The organism is Streptomyces sp. NPDC003456, assembly GCF_042878735.1.
GTDB lineage: Bacteria > Actinomycetota > Actinomycetes > Streptomycetales > Streptomycetaceae > Streptomyces.
This window is the reverse complement of record NZ_JBIAOK010000010.1, coordinates 1-16,214: the sequence shown is the minus strand read 5'-3', so window position 1 is coordinate 16,214 and position 16,214 is coordinate 1. Positions and strand designations below refer to the sequence as shown.

The 16,214-nt window shown below is 73.2% G+C and carries 15 protein-coding genes, 2 pseudogenes and 1 riboswitch; of the genes and pseudogenes, 7 read left to right on the top strand and 10 right to left on the bottom strand.

Annotated features, from left to right (window positions below; genetic code table 11):
* Window positions 1-83: 83 nt before the first annotated feature.
* Window positions 84-932, top strand: coding sequence for an HAD family hydrolase (locus ACFYWG_RS32370; RefSeq protein ID WP_383504526.1), 849 nt, complete (start codon window positions 84-86; stop codon window positions 930-932).
* On the opposite strand, the gene ACFYWG_RS32365 is transcribed toward ACFYWG_RS32370, so the two are convergent.
* Entirely contained in the window at window positions 896-1,699 is an 804-nt protein-coding gene (locus ACFYWG_RS32365; RefSeq protein ID WP_383504523.1) for a transglycosylase SLT domain-containing protein, read from the bottom strand. The genes ACFYWG_RS32370 and ACFYWG_RS32365 overlap by 37 nt on opposite strands.
* Window positions 1,700-1,702: 3 nt before the next feature.
* A riboswitch (cyclic di-AMP (ydaO/yuaA leader) is annotated at window positions 1,703-1,872 on the bottom strand.
* Window positions 1,873-2,380: 508 nt separating this feature from the next.
* Between ACFYWG_RS32365 and ACFYWG_RS32360 the strand changes: the two genes are divergently transcribed.
* Together ACFYWG_RS32360 and ACFYWG_RS32355 are read left to right on the top strand one after the other, a co-directional pair.
* A complete protein-coding gene (locus ACFYWG_RS32360; protein ID WP_376330930.1) occupies window positions 2,381-3,391 on the top strand; it encodes a polyprenyl synthetase family protein in 1,011 nt (336 codons plus the stop codon).
* Window positions 3,392-3,621: 230 nt separating this feature from the next.
* Complete coding sequence (locus tag ACFYWG_RS32355; RefSeq protein WP_389204403.1) at window positions 3,622-4,851, top strand: outer membrane lipoprotein carrier protein LolA; 1,230 nt, start codon at window positions 3,622-3,624, stop codon at window positions 4,849-4,851.
* A 303-nt stretch (window positions 4,852-5,154) separates the two neighbouring features.
* Here the strand turns inward: ACFYWG_RS32355 and ACFYWG_RS32350 are convergent, their stop codons facing one another.
* From ACFYWG_RS32350 to ACFYWG_RS32340, 3 genes are all read right to left on the bottom strand, one after another.
* Window positions 5,155-5,736, bottom strand: a complete 582-nt coding sequence (locus ACFYWG_RS32350; RefSeq protein WP_383504517.1) for a flavodoxin family protein — start codon at window positions 5,734-5,736, stop codon at window positions 5,155-5,157.
* Between the two features lie 100 nt (window positions 5,737-5,836).
* Entirely contained in the window at window positions 5,837-7,045 is a 1,209-nt protein-coding gene (locus tag ACFYWG_RS32345; RefSeq protein WP_389204445.1) for an amidase, read from the bottom strand.
* Window positions 7,042-7,542, bottom strand: a complete 501-nt coding sequence (locus ACFYWG_RS32340; RefSeq protein ID WP_376330924.1) for a DUF6668 family protein — start codon at window positions 7,540-7,542, stop codon at window positions 7,042-7,044. Before ACFYWG_RS32340 ends, ACFYWG_RS32345 begins: the two co-directional genes overlap by 4 nt.
* Before the next feature lie 160 nt (window positions 7,543-7,702).
* On the opposite strand from ACFYWG_RS32340, the gene ACFYWG_RS32335 reads away from it, so the two are divergent.
* Entirely contained in the window at window positions 7,703-9,085 is a 1,383-nt protein-coding gene (locus tag ACFYWG_RS32335; protein WP_389204402.1) for a tetratricopeptide repeat protein, read from the top strand.
* A gap of 24 nt (window positions 9,086-9,109) precedes the next feature.
* Here the strand turns inward: ACFYWG_RS32335 and ACFYWG_RS32330 are convergent, their stop codons facing one another.
* Together ACFYWG_RS32330 and ACFYWG_RS32325 are read right to left on the bottom strand one after the other, a co-directional pair.
* Entirely contained in the window at window positions 9,110-10,060 is a 951-nt protein-coding gene (locus ACFYWG_RS32330) for a M28 family metallopeptidase (protein ID WP_389204401.1), read from the bottom strand.
* Window positions 10,061-10,232: 172 nt separating this feature from the next.
* Entirely contained in the window at window positions 10,233-10,712 is a 480-nt protein-coding gene (locus ACFYWG_RS32325) for a VOC family protein (protein WP_376330918.1), read from the bottom strand.
* Between the two features lie 21 nt (window positions 10,713-10,733).
* Between ACFYWG_RS32325 and ACFYWG_RS32320 the strand changes: the two genes are divergently transcribed.
* Window positions 10,734-11,357, top strand: a complete 624-nt coding sequence (locus ACFYWG_RS32320; RefSeq protein ID WP_385419473.1) for a CGNR zinc finger domain-containing protein — start codon at window positions 10,734-10,736, stop codon at window positions 11,355-11,357.
* 57 nt (window positions 11,358-11,414) lie between these two features.
* Here the strand turns inward: ACFYWG_RS32320 and ACFYWG_RS32315 are convergent, their stop codons facing one another.
* Complete coding sequence (locus tag ACFYWG_RS32315) at window positions 11,415-11,864, bottom strand: winged helix-turn-helix transcriptional regulator (protein ID WP_389204400.1); 450 nt, start codon at window positions 11,862-11,864, stop codon at window positions 11,415-11,417.
* Between ACFYWG_RS32315 and ACFYWG_RS32310 the strand changes: the two are divergent.
* Window positions 11,863-13,110, top strand: a pseudogene (locus ACFYWG_RS32310) (MFS transporter); the annotation flags it as partial. The gene ACFYWG_RS32315 and the pseudogene ACFYWG_RS32310 overlap by 2 nt on opposite strands.
* A gap of 80 nt (window positions 13,111-13,190) precedes the next feature.
* Here the strand turns inward: ACFYWG_RS32310 and rarD are convergent.
* Window positions 13,191-14,204 carry an EamA family transporter RarD gene (rarD, locus tag ACFYWG_RS32305; RefSeq protein ID WP_376330913.1) on the bottom strand — a complete coding sequence of 338 codons (1,014 nt, stop codon included), beginning with the start codon at window positions 14,202-14,204 and terminating at the stop codon, window positions 13,191-13,193.
* Window positions 14,205-14,354: 150 nt separating this feature from the next.
* Window positions 14,355-15,209: an SDR family oxidoreductase gene (locus ACFYWG_RS32300; RefSeq protein ID WP_389204399.1), complete on the bottom strand. Its 855-nt coding sequence runs from the start codon at window positions 15,207-15,209 to the stop codon at window positions 14,355-14,357.
* 90 nt (window positions 15,210-15,299) lie between these two features.
* Between ACFYWG_RS32300 and ACFYWG_RS32295 the strand changes: the two genes are divergently transcribed.
* Window positions 15,300-15,686 carry a winged helix-turn-helix transcriptional regulator gene (locus tag ACFYWG_RS32295; RefSeq protein WP_389204398.1) on the top strand — a complete coding sequence of 129 codons (387 nt, stop codon included), beginning with the start codon at window positions 15,300-15,302 and terminating at the stop codon, window positions 15,684-15,686.
* Between the two features lie 48 nt (window positions 15,687-15,734).
* Here ACFYWG_RS32295 and ACFYWG_RS32290 read toward each other — a convergent pair.
* Window positions 15,735-16,214: pseudogene (locus tag ACFYWG_RS32290) on the bottom strand (2-oxoacid:ferredoxin oxidoreductase subunit beta); the annotation flags it as partial.

Here is a 16,214-nt window from a genome sequence, read left to right as displayed (position 1 = left end):
AACCGGTGCAGAGGCCTTCAACCGGGCAATCGGTGTCCGCAGCACGATGAAACGAAGGGGTGCACTGTCCGTATTCTCTGATCATGGCCGCACCCCTCGCTTATTCACTCATCGCCACCGATCTGGACGGGACGCTGCTGCGCGGCGACGACACCCTGTCCGACCGGTCTCTTGCCGTGCTCGCGCGGGTGGCGGACGCCGGCGCCCAGCACCTCGTGGTGACGGGCCGCCCGGCGCCCAGAGTGCGGCCCCTCCTGGACGACCTGCGCTGCACGGGGCTCGCGGTGTGCGGACAGGGCGCGCAGGTGTACGACGCCGGCGCGGACCGGCTGCTGTGGTCCATCACGCTGGACCGGGAGCTGGCGGAGACCGCCCTGGGCAAGATCGAGGCCGAGGTGGGCCAGGTGTACGCGGCGGTCGACCAGGACGGTGTGGACGGCCTGACGCTCATCGAGCCGGGCTACCTCATGCCGCACCCGACCCTGCCCGCGGTCCGCGTCGAGCGGCGCGACGACCTGTGGTGCGCGCCGATCAGCAAGGTGCTGCTGCGCCACCCCTACCTGTCGGACGACGAACTGGCGGCGACGGCCCGTTCGGTGGTCGGCTCACTGGCGACGGTCACGATGTCCGGGCCGGGCACGGTGGAGCTGCAGCCGTGCGGGGTGACCAAGGCGACGGGCCTGGCGCTGGCGGCGGAGCACCTGGGGCTGCGGCCCGAGGACACCCTGGCCTTCGGTGACATGCCCAACGACATCCCGATGTTCGACTGGGCCGCGCGCGGGGTGGCGATGGCCAACGCCCACCCCGAGCTGAAGGCGGTGGCCGACGAGGTGACCCTGTCGAACGAGGACGACGGCATCGCCGTCGTCCTCGAGCGACTGCTGGGCGGGGCGGCTCAGTACGGGCCGTTGACGTTGTCGATCGAGCCGTAGCGGTCGGCCGCGTAGTTGCAGGCCGCCGTGATGTTGGCGACCGGGTCGTACGGGTCGAAGGGGGTTCCGTCCACGTGGTAGGCGGCGAAGGTCGGGTCGATGACCTGGAGCAGCCCCTTGGACGGGGTGCCCTTGGCCGCGTTCGAGTCCCAGTTGTTGATCGCCAGGGGGTTGCCGGAGGACTCGCGCATGATGTTGCGGTGGATGCCGTCGTAGGTGCCCGGGATCCCCTTCTGCGCCATGATGTCCAGCGCCTCGCGGATCCAGCCGTCCAGGTTGTCCGCGTAGGTCTTCGCGGAGGCCTGGGTGGCCTGGGCGACACCGCCGGCGGGCTTCACCGCGGGCGCGGCGGCCGGCTTCACGGCGGGCTTCTCGGCGGGCGCCGACGACGGGGCCGCCTTCTTCCCGGGGGTGGTGGCCTCGGCGCCCTTCACCTTCAGCTTCAGACCCGGGTGGATCAGCTTCGGGTTGTCGCCGACGGCCGCGCGGTTGTCCTTGTACAGCTGCTTCCAGCCGCCGGAGACGTCGTGGGTGTCGGCGATGCGGTAGAGCGTGTCGCCCTTGGCGACGGTGTACGTCAGCGACTTCGCGGGCTGGGCGGCCTGCGGCAGGACGTGCGCGGCGGGCGCGCTCTGCGGCTCGGCGGCGACGGCGTGGGCCGCGCCGAGGAGCGGCAGGGTCAGGGCCGCCCCGCCGGTGCCGGCTGCGACGACACCACGGGTGATCGGGTTCATGCGGGCGCGACGGTGCTTGCCTCGTCCGGGCATGGCGATGTTCCTCTCCGGCGCCTGCGAGGTGAGCTGTCGGGTTCGGGCCGGGAGGTGCCCGGCCGCGTGCGGCACCGTGTGCCGTGCGCGGCTTCACCCCGAGCCGTTCCGCGGTGCGGACCGGCGACGTACCTGGGTCCCCCGCTCCTGCCCTGCGTGAGTGAGTCGGTTGATGGGTGTCCGGGCGGTGGCAGGATTCGGCGTCCGCCGGACAGGGCGGGAACGTATGCGAGAGCACATGTCGGGAACAAGCACCGGAGTCACATATGACGCTTGTTGACCTTGGTCGACCGGTATGGGGCAGCTTGATCCTTTGCATTGGCCAAGGCTCAACTCGCGTGCCGGGAAAGGGCGTAGGAGCGGCGGTCTGCCACGGGCCGTGAAAGGGTGGGCGTGATTCAACTCACTGATCACGCCTGGTGGAGCAAATTCCGCAAACGGCGATTCGCTTACTCATAAGGGCAAATCAGGCATAGGTCACTACCTCCGGGTAAGGCGATAAATGTCTGCTCATATGACCTGATCGAAAACATTGCGGTCGTGATCGGATACCACCCGGCCTGTAACCATGGGCGCTGGCGGTGATCGAAACGTGACCGGATACGCTGACTCGAGTGAGGGCAGCGACCTATCGACAATCCGCGTAAGCACCGGCAGACACCAGCAGACAGGAGACCCCTCGTGACCGACGTCGGGCCGTTCGGGCTGAGCGTGCGGGACCAGGCTCTGGAAGCCGATGTCCAGGCCGGACTGACGGCTGTCGAGGAAGGCTTGCTCGAGGCCACCAAGAGCGAGGTGCCCTTCATCACGGAGGCCGCCCAGCACTTGGTGCGCGCCGGCGGCAAGCGGTTCAGGCCGCTGCTCGTGATGCTCGCCGCCCAGTTCGGCGACCGGTACGCGCCGGGGATCGTGCCCTCGGCCGTCGTCGTGGAGCTGACCCACCTCGCCACGCTGTACCACGACGACGTGATGGACGAGGCCGCCGTGCGCCGCGGCGTCGCGAGCGCGAACACCCGCTGGGGCAACTCCGTCGCGGTCCTCACCGGCGACTTCCTCTTCGCCCGCGCCTCGCACATCCTGGCCGACCTCGGCCCGGAGGCCGTGCGGGTGCAGGCCGAGGCGTTCGAACGGCTGGTGACCGGCCAGATCCTGGAGACCGCCGGACCGCAGGACGGCCGCGATCCCGTCGAGCACTACCTCGACGTGCTGGGCGGCAAGACCGGCTCGCTCGTCGCCGTCTCGTGCCGGTTCGGCGCGATGATGTCCGGCGCCGACGAGGGGGTCGTGCACGTCCTGACCCAGTACGGCGAGCGGCTCGGTGTCGCCTTCCAGCTCGCGGACGACGTCCTGGACATCGCCTCCGACTCCCACGAGTCCGGCAAGACCCCCGGCACCGACCTGCGCGAGGGCATCCCCACCCTGCCGGTGCTCCGGCTGCGCGAGCGGGCCGCCCGGCTCGGCCTCGCCGAGGACGTCGCCCTGTGCGAACTGCTCGACTCCGACCTCACCGACGACGCCCGGCACGCCGAGGCGCTGCGGCGCCTGCGCGCCCACCCGGCGCTGGAGCAGGCCCGCCAGGACACCGTCCGCTACGCCCGGGACGCCCGCTCGGCGCTGGCGCCGCTGCCCGACTGCGCCGCGAAGACGGCGCTGCTGGAGCTGTGCGACGCCGTGGTGCACCGCGCCGGCTAGCCGCCGTGACTCCCTCGACCCCTACGGGTCGGGGGAGGAGCAACCCCCGTGTGTCATACCCCAGCAGTACGCGGAGTTGAGCCCGCGGTCTGACGTATCCGGTCGGCCTTTTTGGTCAGATGGAAAGCACGGAAGACACCACCCTCACCTGTTCGGGTGAGAATGGCGGCTCAGGGACGAGTGCGTGCACGACACGGACAGCCGCCGCCGACGACGGAGGTAAGGCACACATGGCACCGTACGCATCCGACGACAGCACGACCGGCGGGGAGGCCGACGAGCAGGGCTCCCGGCGGCGCAGGGCCGCTCGGTACGTCGTCCCGGTCACGGTGATCGGGGTGGCGGCTGCGACGATCGGCCTGGTCCCCGCACTCGCCGACTCCGGCGACCCCGACCTCCCGGAGATCACCGCCCAGCAGCTCATCGAGAAGATCGCCGAGTCGGACGTCGAGCAGCTGTCCGGCACGGTGAAGATCACCACCGACCTGGGTCTGCCGGACCTCGGCGGCCTGGAGTCCGGCCTGCTGTCCGGAGCCGCGAGCGGCGGCGACGGCTCCTCCGCCGACCCGACCGCCAAGCTCACCCGACTCGCCTCCGGCACGCACACGTTGCGCGTCGCCGCCGACGGCCCGGACCGGCAGAAGCTCTCCCTGCTGGAGGACGCGGCCGAGTACAGCGTCATCCACAACGGCAAGGACGTCTGGGCCTACGACAGCAAGTCCGGCGAGGTCTACCACGGCACCGGTGCGCAGAGCCCGAAGGCCGGGAAGGAGCAGCCGCCCGCCACGCCGAAGGACTTCGCCGAGGAGGTGCTGAAGGCCGTCGACGGCACCACCTCCGTCACGGTGGACGGCACCGCGCGGGTCGCCGACCGCGACGCCTACAAGCTGGTCGTCAAGCCGAAGCAGTCCGGTTCGACGGTCGGTGCCGTCACCGTGGCGGTGGACGCCGAGACCGGGATGCCGCTGAAGTTCACCCTGGTTCCCGCGAGCGGCGGCTCGGCCGTCGTCGACGCCGGCTTCACCAAGGTCGACTTCTCCCGGCCGGCCGCCTCCACCTTCGACTTCACCCCGCCCGAGGGCGCGAAGGTCACCGAGGAGAAGGATGCCGGCAAGGACTTCGGCAAGGGCTTCGGCAAGGACTTCGAGAAGGACCTCGAGAAGCACGCCCCGAAGTCCGGGAAGGACCTCGGCCGGGACGGCGACGGCATGAAGACCATCGGCGAGGGCTGGAACGCGATCGCGACCTTCGACACCGGCGGCGAGGGCGTTCCCTCCGGCGGCGGGGGCGACCTCGGCGGGTTCGTCGACTCGCTCGGCGACAAGGTCACCGGCGAGTTCGGCTCGGGCACGGTCTTCTCCACCCGCCTGATCAACGCCCTCGTCACCGACGACGGCCAGGTCTACGTCGGTGCGGTCACCAAGGACGCGCTGGTGAAGGCGGCCGACGCCGGCAAGTGACTCCCCTCGCGCGCCGGGGGAACCGGCAGCGCGCGGCCGGGGCCGTCAAGGGACGATGAGGCGGAGGGCGGAGCGTCCGCCGCGGAGCCGGTCGTCGCCACCCGCGCGCTCACGAAGCGCTCCCGCGGCGGCCGGCTCCCCGCCGGCCGTCCGGACCCGGCGGCCCCGGCGGGCGGCGCCTTCGGCTTCCCGGTCCCTACGGCTCCGGCACGGCCACCGCCGTCCGCATGCGGCCGGGGTCGCTCCAGCCGGCCTGGCCGTCCCGGCCCTGGCGGTCGGGGCGTCGCTGCTCCTGCCGGGCGCTCACTCCTCGTACAGGAACCGCGCGAACGGGGCCTCCTGGGCGAAGAACGTCTTGGCCCGGGCCAGCGCCTCGCTGTCGGCCAGCACGTCACCGGGCTTGCTGCCGTTGCCGAGCAGCACCCCGCCGAACCGCATGCCCATGTACGCGGCCGAGTTGTGCAGCGTCCCGATCAGCGGGTCGGCGACGACCTGCTCCTCGTGCGCGAGGGCGGTCACGCCCCACAGCGTCCGTCCGGCCAGGGTCTGCTTGAAGTCCAGGCCGGGCGTGCGCAGCCAGCCCGACCAGTGGTCCAGGTAGCGCTTGGTCTGCGCGGAGACCGAGTACCAGTAGAGGGGCGACACGATCACGATGTCGGTCGCCGCGAGCGTGGCGTCGAGCAGCAGGGCCACGTTGCCCTCGGTCGGGCGGACGTGGTCGCTGTCGTGCCGCAGGTCCTCGAAGTCCGGCAGGGGGTGGGTGCCGAGGTCGAGCCACTGCTGCTCGGCGTCCGCGGGCAGCTGCTCGGCGGCCCGGCGGGCCAGGAGCTCGGAGTTGCCGTCGGAGCGGGCACTGCCCAGGACGAAAAGGAAGCGGCGGGTCATGGCGTCCCCCTGATGGATGGGCGTAGGTCAAATGCAGGCGCATGCATCTACACGCGCCTGCATCATATGCGCGCGCAAGTAAATCCGCCAGGGGTGGTGTTCAGCGCGGGGTCCGGGTCTCCGCCTCCCGGGCCACGGCCAGCAGCAGCGCTTCCCGTCCGTGCGGTGCGACCAGCTGCAGCCCGGCCGGGCAGCCGTCCCCGCCGAACCCGGCGGGCAGGCTCAGCGCCGGATGCCCGCTGAGGTTGAACGCCCAGGTGAGGGAGGTGGAGTAGCGGTCCCCGGGGCCGTCGTGGCCGTGCGGCGCCGTGGGCGCGGTGGGGGTGAGCAACAGCTCGGCGTCCCCGAACAGCCCGGCCAGCCGCCGGTCGTTCAGCGCCCGCACCCGGTGGGCCTCGTCGAGCCCGGCTCCCGCACCCTCCGCCGGCCGCCCGGCCCCGGCCGCCCGCAGCGCGAGCCACGCCGGCCCGGGATCGGCGAGCTCCACCGGCACACGCGGCCGGACGAGCCGGACGACACCCGCGGCCACGAGCCGCTCCACGGCCGCCCGGGCCAGGGCGACCGGCCCGGGGTCGGGCGCGGCGAACCCCAGGTCGGGGGACCAGACGGCGGGGACGGGCAGGGCGGTCGCGGGCGGTGGCGGTTCCCCCGAGACCACCCGCCACCACAGGGCGGCGTCCGACGCCGAGCGGGCGAGCACGCCGGGGGCGGCGAGCCCCGTACGGTCGGCGGTGGGCAGCCGTCCGTTCGTCGCCTTCAGTCCGAGGACCCCGCACCACGCCGCCGGGATCCGCACCGATCCGGCCCCGTCGGCGCCGGTCGCCAGCGGTACGAGTCCGGCCGCGACCGCCACGGCGGCCCCGGCCGAGGAGCCTCCGGGGGTCCGGTCGGCCCGCCACGGGTTCACCGTCCGCCCCCGGGCCCCGAGCCCCCAGGTCTGCCACGCCGTCCCCGGCCCCGGCACGGAGGTGGCCCCCACGACCACGCACCCGGCTTCCACCAGCGCCCCCGCGGACCTCAGGCCGTACCGGCCCTTCACGGCGACGGGCACCCCGGCGAGGAGGAGGGGCTCGTCGTTCGGGCCGCGGCCGGGGCGGCCGGAGGCTTGCGGGAGGCCCTCGTCCAGGAGCGCGTCCACCTCCGCCGCCCGGCGCCGTGCCTCCGCGGGCCAGACCTCCAGGAACGCGCACAGGTCCGGCTCCGCCCGGTCGATCCGGTGCAGGGCGGCCGCGGTGACGTCGGCCGCGCGCAGGCGCCGGGAGCGTACGGCCGCCGCGACGAGCGTGGCGGACGGGGGCGGCGCCGTCAGCGTGCCGCTCCGGTCAGGCGGGCCAGGGCCTCCGTCTCACGGGGCGGCCCGGCCGGCTCGCCCAGCCGCCAGGACGTCACCCACGGCACGCGGTACACGTCGATCACCGACTCCAGGAACCTGACGCGCTGGGCGAGCGGGCGCGGCAGCCGCCCCGGGGCGTCGGCCACGAGGACGACTGCGTCGAGGTCGAGCCCGGGCGGCGCCTGACCGCGCCGGAAGGTCTCCACGGCCGCGGCGACCGCGGCCAGACCGGTCGCGTGCGTCCGGGCGACCAGCAGCACCGAGCGCGGGGCGCCCGCACCGGGCCAGGAGCGGCCGCTGTCGTGCCCGCCGTAGACCGCGGCGAGGGTGGAGACCCCCGCGCCGCCGTGCGTGCCGACCCACGAGAAGGCCCGTGGCGCGGCACGGTCGAGCGCGTGCCCCGGCGCTCCCGGACCGGGCGCGGCCACCGGGCCGCGCAACCAGATCTCCGGCCCCTGCCGCCCTGTCTGCATGCCCCGCTCCTCCCTCGTGTGTTCGGTGCCCGCCCCCCGCGGAACGATCCCCTCCGGCGGGCGTTGTCCTTGGGACGAGCCTGTGACACCGCGGTGACGTGAGAAGCGTGGGCGAGCGGACACACTCGACAGTAGGTGTACGACGCCGAGTGAGGGGACGATGTCTCGACTCAGCCGCGAGAAGAAGCGGGAACACAAGCAGGCCGTGCGCGCGGCGACCCCGGCGGCGCCGATCGAGGTCCACGTCCCCCGGGCGGGCACGGACTCCCCGGCGGGTCCGGGCGGGGCGTCCGACGGCGCGTCGGTCGGCGGGGTCCCGGTCTTCGCGGCCCCCGGCGAGGAGATCCAGCGGGCCGTCCTCGCCCGCCTGCACCACATCGCCCTGGCGACCGGGCACCCCGTGCTGGCCACGGTGGACGACGAGCGCATCGGCTACGTCGTCCCGCTGCGGGTCGACCCGGACGGCTCCAGTCACTTCACCTCCGAACCGGTCCCCAAGGCGCCCGGACCGCAGGCGCCTCCTCCCGGCGCTCCCGAGCGGCAGGGTCCGGTCCTCGGAGCCGCCGTGCAGCGGCAGCATCCTGCTCCGGGCGTTCCCGGTGTTCCCGGCGCCCCCGAGCCGCGGCAGTCCGATCCCGCGGTGCGCGAGCCGCAGCGGCCTGCTCCCGGTGCGTCCGAGCCGCCGCGGCCCGGGCGGGAGGACAGCGCCACACACGTCCTGCGTCCCGCGCCGGAGCGGGGCGCCGCCCCGACGTTCCCGCTGCGGGCGGTGCCCGAGCCGCAGCCCGCCGGTGAGCCCGTCCCGACCTTCGCACTGCGCGCCGTCCGGGACGACGCGCCCCCGGTCCCGCCGGCGCCCCCCGGCACCGTCGCACCCCCGACCGGCTCCTTCGGCCCGCCCCCGGCCATGGAGGTCAGGCCGCTGCCCGGGCCGGAGGACGCCCCGGCACGGCGGCCCGCCCCGGTGCCCGAGGCCGCCCTGCTCGCGGCCGACCCCGACCCCAAGCCCACCCCGCCGCGCGGCTTCGACGCCGTCGCGGAGGCCGTGCTCGGGGACGAGCCCCTCACCGCCCCGGGCGACCCGACCGCCCCCGCGCTGCTCGCGGAGCCGGTCGTGCGGATCAACGAGGCGGTGAAGGAGGGCCGGCTCGACGCGGCCGCCGAACTGGCCGAGCAGACCGTCACCCGGGCGTCCGGCACGCTCGGGCCGGAGCACCCCGAGGTGCTCCGGCTGCGCGAACTCGGCGCGTACATCTCCTACTTGGCGGGCGATCCGCTCCGGGCCTTCCGGATGTCGCTGGACCTGGCCGGCGCCCGTCGCCGCACCGGTGACGCGGAGGGTGCCTACGGCAACGTGCGCAGCGCCGCGACCGCCTGGCGGGCGGTGCGCGACGCGGCGACCGGGCTGGAGCTGGGGCACGAGCTGATCGCCCTGTGGACCGAACTCGCCGCCGAGGGCGGTGCGGCCGCGGAGGAGATCGAGGAACTGGAGTCCGCCCGCGCCCGCATGGGCCGCCTCACCGCACGCGCCGGCGGCGCCTAGGCGGACGGGGCCGGGCCGGGACCGCTACTCGGACAGCTCCCACACCGCGTACGCGAGGGCGTCGCTGTTGCGGTTCAGGGCGGTGTCGTTGATGTTGGCGGTGGTGTCGCAGGAGGAGTGGTAGCAGCGGTCGAAGGCCCGGCCCGCCGTGCCGCCCCACTTGGCCGCCTGCGCCGAGGTCATCGTCCGGCTCGCCCCGGTGAACAGCCCGCCCACCGGCACGCCCGCGCTCTTGAAGGGCGCGTGGTCGGAGCGGCCGTCGCCCTCGGTCTCGATCTCGGTGGGGACGCCGATGCCGGTGAAGTAGTCCTTGAAGGTCTTCTCGATCGCCGGGTCGTCGTCGTAGACGAAGTAGCCCGGGTTCGGGGAGCCGATCATGTCGAAGTTCAGGTAGGCGCTGATCCGTGAACGGTCGCCGCTGGTGAGCCGGTTGACGTAGTAGCGGGAGCCGACGAGGCCGAGTTCCTCGGCGCCCCACCAGGCGAACCGCAGGTGCTTGGTGGGCTTGTACTGGGCCCGGGACACGGCGAGCGCGGTCTCCAGCACGGCGGCCGAGCCCGAGCCGTTGTCGTTGATGCCGGGACCGGAGGAGACGCTGTCGAGGTGCGAGCCGGCCATCACGACCTGATTCGTGTCACCGCCGGGCCAGTCGGCGACGAGGTTGTAGCCGGTGCGGCCGGAGGCGGTGAACTGCTGGACGGAGGTGGTGTACCCGGCCGCGTCCAGCTTGGCCTTGATGTAGTCCAGGGAGGCCTTGTAGCCGGTCCGGCCGTGCGCGCGGTTGCCGCCGTTGGCGGTGGCTATGGACTGCAGCTGGGACAGGTGCGTCTTGACGTTCGCCACCGGTATGTCGGGCGCGGCCGCCGCTCCGGAGGGAGCGGAGGACGCGGCGCCGGCCACGGCACCGCCGGTCAGGAGCATGGCGGTCGCCATGCCGCCCGCGGCGACGGTGCGCGCGGAAACGGAGAGCTTCATGTGGGGACTCCGGATTCCGTCGGGAAGCCGTGGGGTGTCCACGGGCAGCCCGGAGTGAATGGGGTGCCCAGATGGTGAAGCTGGTACTGACTTTCCGTCAAGGCTGCGAATCGGCCACCGAGTTGGAGATGACGGTCTCGTCAACCGGTCAAGAAAGGGGAGGAGTTGGGAGTCACTGCACGCAGAACTCGTTCCCCTCCGGGTCCGCCATCAGGACCCACTCGCCGCCCTGCTCCTTCACCCGCCGCAGCACGCTCGCCCCCAGCTCCTCCAGCCGCGCGACCTCCTCCTCGCGCCGCCCCCGGCCCGGGTGCAGGTCGAGGTGGAGGCGGTTCTTGACCGTCTTGGCCTCCGGTACCCGCTGGAACAGCAGCCGCCGCCCCAGCCCGGTACCGCTCTCCTCCTCCACCGGGTCCCCGGGGTGGCGCACGGCGACCAGGTCCCGGAAGGCCCGGCGGCCGTGGAAGGAGACCGTGGCCTCCTCGGGCAGGGCGCCGAATCCGAGCAGCTTCTCGATGAGGGCGCTGTTGTCCTCGATCTCGTAGTGCAGGGCGGCGGCCCAGAAGTCGGCCTGCGCCTGCGGGTTCCCGGCGTCGATGACGACCTTGAAATGGACGGGGGTCGGGGCCGGGGTTTCCGGAGTCTGCGTCATGTAACCACTTATACTGGTGAGGTGAGCGAACGCGCTGCCGAATCGCCGGAACCGTCCCACGGCCTGACCCTGGTCACGGCTCAGGGCAAGCCCTTCCGCTTCGATCCCGGCGCCCTGTGCCTGGAACTGCTCACCACCGGCGGCCCCGGTGCCTTCGCCCGCTGGGAGGTGCTGCACGAGCCCGCCGACCTGATCGCCTGGGCCGCGCGCAGCCGGCTGCCCGACGGGCTGGATCTCACCGTCTCCGCCGAGGAGCTCCGGCGCGCCCGCGCCCTGCGCGACGCGCTGTTCCTGTTCACCGCCGACCGCGCGCACGGCCGCCCGCCGCGCGGCACCCACGTGGACGCCGTCAACGCGGCGGCGGCCGCGCCCCCGCTCGTCGCCCGCATGACACCGGACGGCCGGCACGCCTGGGCTCCCGGCGCCACCGGTACCGGTCTGCTGTCGACCGTCGCGCGGGACGCCGTCGCCCTGTTCACGGGGCCGCACGCCGGCCGTGTGCGCGAGTGCGGCGCCCACGACTGCCGTCTGCTCTTCGTCGACACCTCCCGCCCGGGCCGCCGCCGCTGGTGCGCGATGGAGCACTGCGGCAACCGCCACAAGGTCCGGGCGCACCGCGCCCGCCGCGCGCCCGCGACGCCGTAGTCGCGGCACCTCCCCCGGGGCGTGCGCCGCAGGCCGCCGTCCTGGCCCCCGCTGCGCCTACGACGCCGTGGGCGCGGTGTCCCCGGCGGCGCGGGCGTCGTAGGCGGTGCGGGCCGCGGCGATCTCGTCCTGGTGCTGTTCCGTCCAGGTCACCAGGGACTGGATGGTGCTGTGCAGCGTCCTGCCGAGCGAGGTCAGCTCGTACTCGACGCGCGGCGGCACCACCGGGTGGACCGTGCGCTCCACCAGGCCGTCCCGCTCCAGCGACCGCAGCGTGACGGTGAGCATGCGCTGGCTGACCCCGTCGATCTCCCGGCGCAGCTCCGTGAAGCGCAGCCGCCGGTTCTCCAGCAGCGCGATGACGAGCAGCGACCACTTGTCGGCGATCCGGTCGAGGATCTGCCGGACCTGGCAGTCCTCCCGGGTGTCCCACTGGAAGGGGTCCGCGTCGCCGTAGTCCACGGTGCTCGCGCAGTTACTCGGTGACTTCGAAGTGCCTTCTTCCATGTCTGCCGATGCTGCCGCAGGGTGGTCCTGGTTACAAGAGGGAACCGACCCTCGCTTGCGTAACCGGTCTCCAGCGGAGGAGTGTGGATTCATGGGCACGCGGGCCTGGGCGCTGCTGCTCGTCCTGTGCGGAACGATCTTCCTCGAAGGCATCGACGTCGCGATGATGGCGGTGGCGGTACCCGCCGTCCGCTCCGACCTCGGCCTGACCACCGGCACCGCGGCCTGGGTGATGAGCGCCTACGTCCTCGGCTACGCCGGCTTCACCCTGCTCGGCGGCCGGGCCGCCGACCTGCTCGGCCGGCGGCGGATGTTCCTGCTGTGGCTGACCGTCTTCCTCGCCTTCTCGGGGCTCGGCGGCTTCGCGACCGAGGGCTGGATGCTGATCGTCGCCCGGTTCGTCACGGGCGTCGCCGCCGCCTTCATGACCCCGGCCGCGCTCTCCCTGATCACCACCTCCTACGCGGAGGGACCCAAGCGCAACAAGGCCCTGCTGATCTTCGCCGGGACCGGCGCGGCCGGGTTCTCCCTCGGCCTGGTGATCGGCGGACTGCTCACCGAGCTGGGCTGGCGCTGGGTGTTCTTCGCACCCGTGCTGCTGGCCGCGGCCCTGCTCGCCGCGGCCGTCCGCCTGATTCCCCGGCGCGACGCTCCGCCCTCCCGCCGGCGCCCCTTCGACCTGCCCGGCGCGGCCACCGCCGCGGGCGCCATGCTGCTCGCCGCCTACACCGTCGTGCGCCTGGAGCACGGACTGCACCAGTGGCCGCTCACCCTCGCCACGGGCCTCGCGGCGCTGCTCCTGGCCGCCGCCTTCGTCGTGGTCGAACGCCGCTGCCCCGATCCGCTGGTCCGCCTGGGCATCCTGCGCCAGGGCCCGGTCGTGCGGGCCGACCTGGGAGCGCTGCTGTTCCTCGGCGCGTTCTTCGGCTTCCAGTTCGTCGTCACGCTCTACCTGCAGGAGCTGCGCGGCTGGTCGTCCATGGAGACCGCCCTCGCTCTGCTGGTCATGGGCATCGACGCCGTCCTCGCCCCGACCCTCACCCCGCGGCTGGTCGCCCGCTTCGGCAACGCCCGGGTGATCGTCGGCGGGTTCGCCCTGGCGGTGGCCGCCTACGCGCTGTTCCTGCCGGTCGGCATGGACTGGTCCTACGCCATGATGTTCCCGACGCTCTTCCTGTCGGGCCTCGCCTTCGCCCTGGCCTACGGTCCGCTGACCATCGCCGCGACGGACGGGGTGGGCGAGTCGGAGCAGGGCCTGGCGGGCGGGCTGCTCACCACGGCGACGCAGTTCGGCTCCGCCGTCGGCATCTCCGCGGTGACGGCCGTCTACGGCCTGGCCTCCACCGGGTCCGGCCCCGAGGAGACGCTCTCGGCCTTCCGCGCGGCGCTGTCCGTGCCGGTCGTCCTGGTGGCGCTGGGCGCGCTGATCTCCCTGGTGAGCGCCCGCGAGGCGCGGCGGGCGGTGCGCAACGCGTCCCAGGTGAGCAGCGCGAGCGCCAGCCACACCAGCGTGAACCCGGCCCAGCGCTCCGGCGGCATCTCCTCGTGGAAGTAGAGGATCCCGAGCAGGAACTGGAAGACCGGCGTCATGTACTGCAGGAGCCCGATGGTGGACAGCGGGATGCGGATGGCGGCGGCGCCGAAGCAGACCAGCGGGAGCGCGGTGACGATGCCGGCCGAGGCGAGCAGCGCCGCGTGCCCCGCGCCCTCGGCGGCGAAGGTGGACTCGCCCTGTGCGCCCAGCCACATCAGGAAGGCGAGCGCGGGCAGGAACTGGATCGCGGTCTCGGCGGCGAGCGACTCCACGCCGCCGAGGTTCACCTTCTTCTTCACCAGGCCGTACGTGGCGAAGGAGAAGGCCAGCGCCAGCGAGATCCACGGGGGCCGGCCGTAGCCGACGGTCAGCACGACCACCGCGGCGCAGCCGGTCGCGACGGCCGCCCACTGCACGGGCCGCAACCGCTCCTTCAGCAGCAGCACGCCGATCGCGATGGTGACCAGCGGGTTGATGAAGTACCCGAGTGAGGCCTCCACGACGTGGCCGGAGTTCACGGACCAGATGTACAGGCCCCAGTTGACCGTGATGACGGCGGCGGCGACCGTGACCAGCCCGAGCTTGCGCGGCTGCCGCAGCAGTTCGCCCGCCCAGGCCCAGCGGCGCAGCACGAGCAGCGCGGCCCCGACGAAGACCAGCGACCACACCATCCGGTGGGCGAGGATCTCCACCGCGCCGGCGGGCTTCAGCAGGGGCCAGAACAGGGGCACCAGGCCCCACATCCCGTAGGCCGCGAAGCCGTTCAGCAGTCCTATGTGCCGCTCACCCCTCGGCTTGCCGGTCACGGGCCCCTCCTTCGCGCCTTGCCGTGTGTCCGCGTGGACGACGGTAACGCCGGGTACCCCCGGCTGTCATGCCCGTATCGCCATACGGTCATGACAGTCCCGGGGGTGCGGCGGTGGCGGGTCCGCGAGGACGGCGACGGGGTTCCGGAGTCAGCCCCTGAGGGCCGCGGCGACGGCCTCGGAGAGCGGAGTGGTCGGGCGGCCGATCAGCCGGGACAGGTCCCCGCCGGGGACGACCAGCTCGCCCTTCTCGATGGAGACGTCGACGCCCGCGAGGATCCGCGCGAAGGGCTCGGGCACGCCCGCGCCGGTCAGGACGGCGACCAGGGTCTCGGGGGAGACGGCGTCGTAGGCGATGTCCTTCCCGGTCTGCCGGCTCAGCTCGGCCGCGTACTCGGCGAAGCTCCACGCGGTGTCGCCGCCCAGCTCGTACGCCGTGTTCTCGTGCCCCTCGCCGGTCAGCACGGCGACGGCGGCGGCGGCGTAGTCGGCCCGGGAGGCGGAGGAGACCCTGCCGTCACCGGCGGCGGCGACGACCGCGTCGTGCGCCAGCACCGGGGCGAGGTTCTCGGTGTAGTTCTCGTGGTACCAGCCGTTGCGCAGCAGCGTGTAGGGCACGCCCGACTCGACCAGGACCTTCTCGGTGCCCCGGTGGTCGTCGGCGAGCGCGGCGGTCAGGCCGCTGGGGGCGCTGGTGTAGGCGAGCAGCGCCACACCGGCCGCCTCGGCCGCCTCGATGACGACCGTGTGCTGCTGCACCCGGCCCTTGTCGAACTCGTTGCCCGACACCAGCAGCACCTTGTCGCCGGCCGCGAACAGGCCGCCGAAGGACGCCGGGTCGTTGTAGTCGGCCGTGGCGATCCGCACGCCGCGCTCCGCCAGGCCGGCGGCCTTCTCCGGGGTGCGCACGACGGCGGTGATCCGCCCGGCGGGGACCTTCTCCAGCAGCTGCTCCACGACGTGGCGGCCGAGGTGTCCGGTGGCTCCGGTGACGACGATGCTCATGGGATGACTCTCCTTGTGGGGTGCGATGGCACTAACCATAGGAGTGGCGCTAACCGTGGGAAAGTACCCACTTTGAAGTAAGGTACGGGCATGCCAGTAAGTGACCGGGGGAACGAGGCCCTCTGCCCGCACCGGCTCGTCCTGGAGCACGTCACCAGCCGCTGGGGCGTGCTCGTGCTGATCGAGCTCCTGGAGCGCTCGCACCGGTTCAGTGAACTGCGCCGCGCCGTCGGCGCCACCGGGGGCCGTGCGGTCAGCGAGAAGATGCTCACCCAGACCCTGCAGACCCTGGAGCGCGACGGGCTGGTCCACCGCGACGCCCGGCCGGTCATCCCCCCGCGCGTCGACTACTCCCTCACCCACCTCGGCCGCGAGGCCGCCGAGCAGGTCCGCGCCCTCGCCCGGTGGACGCACCGGCGCATGGACGACGTGGAGCAGGCCCGCCGCACCTACGACGAGGCCCGGGCCGCTCTGTAGCGGTCCCGGGCCTCGCGGTGCTCCTGTGCGGTCAGTGCTCCTGTATGGTCAGCCGACGACCGTCCAGGTGTCGCCGCCGGCCAGCAGGGCGGCCAGGTCGCCCTTGCCGTGCTGTTCGACGGCCTTCTCGAGCTGGTCGGCCATCTGCGTGTCGTAGACGGGCCGGTCGACCGAGCGGAACACGCCGATCGGGGTGTGGTGCAGGGTGTCGGGGTCGGCCAGCCGGGACAGCGCGAACGCCGTGGTCGGGGAGGGCGCGTGCGCGTCGTGGACCAGGATCTGGCTCTCGTTGCCGGGCGTCACCGCCACCACCCGCAGGTCCCCGGTGAGCTGGTCCCGCACGACGCCCTTGGAGCCGTCGGTGCCGAAGCGGATCGGCTTGCCGTGCTCCAGGCGGATCACCGCTTCCTCGGCCTGTTGCTTGTCCTTCAGGACCTCGAAGGCGCCGTCGTTGAAGATGTTGCAGTTCTGGTAGATCTCGATCAGGGCGGTGCCCTGGTGGGCGGCGGCCTGGCGCAGCACCTCGGT

Bases quoted from the DNA above. Each gene is read 5' to 3' on its own strand.
- ACFYWG_RS32370 (WP_383504526.1), top strand. From the start codon at position 84: ATGGCCGCACCCCTCGCTTATTCACTCATCGCCACCGATCTGGACGGG.
- ACFYWG_RS32365 (WP_383504523.1), bottom strand. From the start codon at position 1,699: ATGCCCGGACGAGGCAAGCACCGTCGCGCCCGCATGAACCCGATCACC.
- ACFYWG_RS32355 (WP_389204403.1), top strand. From the start codon at position 3,622: ATGGCACCGTACGCATCCGACGACAGCACGACCGGCGGGGAGGCCGAC.
- ACFYWG_RS32350 (WP_383504517.1), bottom strand. From the start codon at position 5,736: ATGACCCGCCGCTTCCTTTTCGTCCTGGGCAGTGCCCGCTCCGACGGC.
- ACFYWG_RS32340 (WP_376330924.1), bottom strand. From the start codon at position 7,542: ATGCAGACAGGGCGGCAGGGGCCGGAGATCTGGTTGCGCGGCCCGGTG.
- ACFYWG_RS32335 (WP_389204402.1), top strand. From the start codon at position 7,703: ATGTCTCGACTCAGCCGCGAGAAGAAGCGGGAACACAAGCAGGCCGTG.
- ACFYWG_RS32330 (WP_389204401.1), bottom strand. From the start codon at position 10,060: ATGAAGCTCTCCGTTTCCGCGCGCACCGTCGCCGCGGGCGGCATGGCG.
- ACFYWG_RS32325 (WP_376330918.1), bottom strand. From the start codon at position 10,712: ATGACGCAGACTCCGGAAACCCCGGCCCCGACCCCCGTCCATTTCAAG.
- ACFYWG_RS32315 (WP_389204400.1), bottom strand. From the start codon at position 11,864: ATGGAAGAAGGCACTTCGAAGTCACCGAGTAACTGCGCGAGCACCGTG.
- ACFYWG_RS32300 (WP_389204399.1), bottom strand. From the start codon at position 15,209: ATGAGCATCGTCGTCACCGGAGCCACCGGACACCTCGGCCGCCACGTC.
- ACFYWG_RS32295 (WP_389204398.1), top strand. From the start codon at position 15,300: ATGCCAGTAAGTGACCGGGGGAACGAGGCCCTCTGCCCGCACCGGCTC.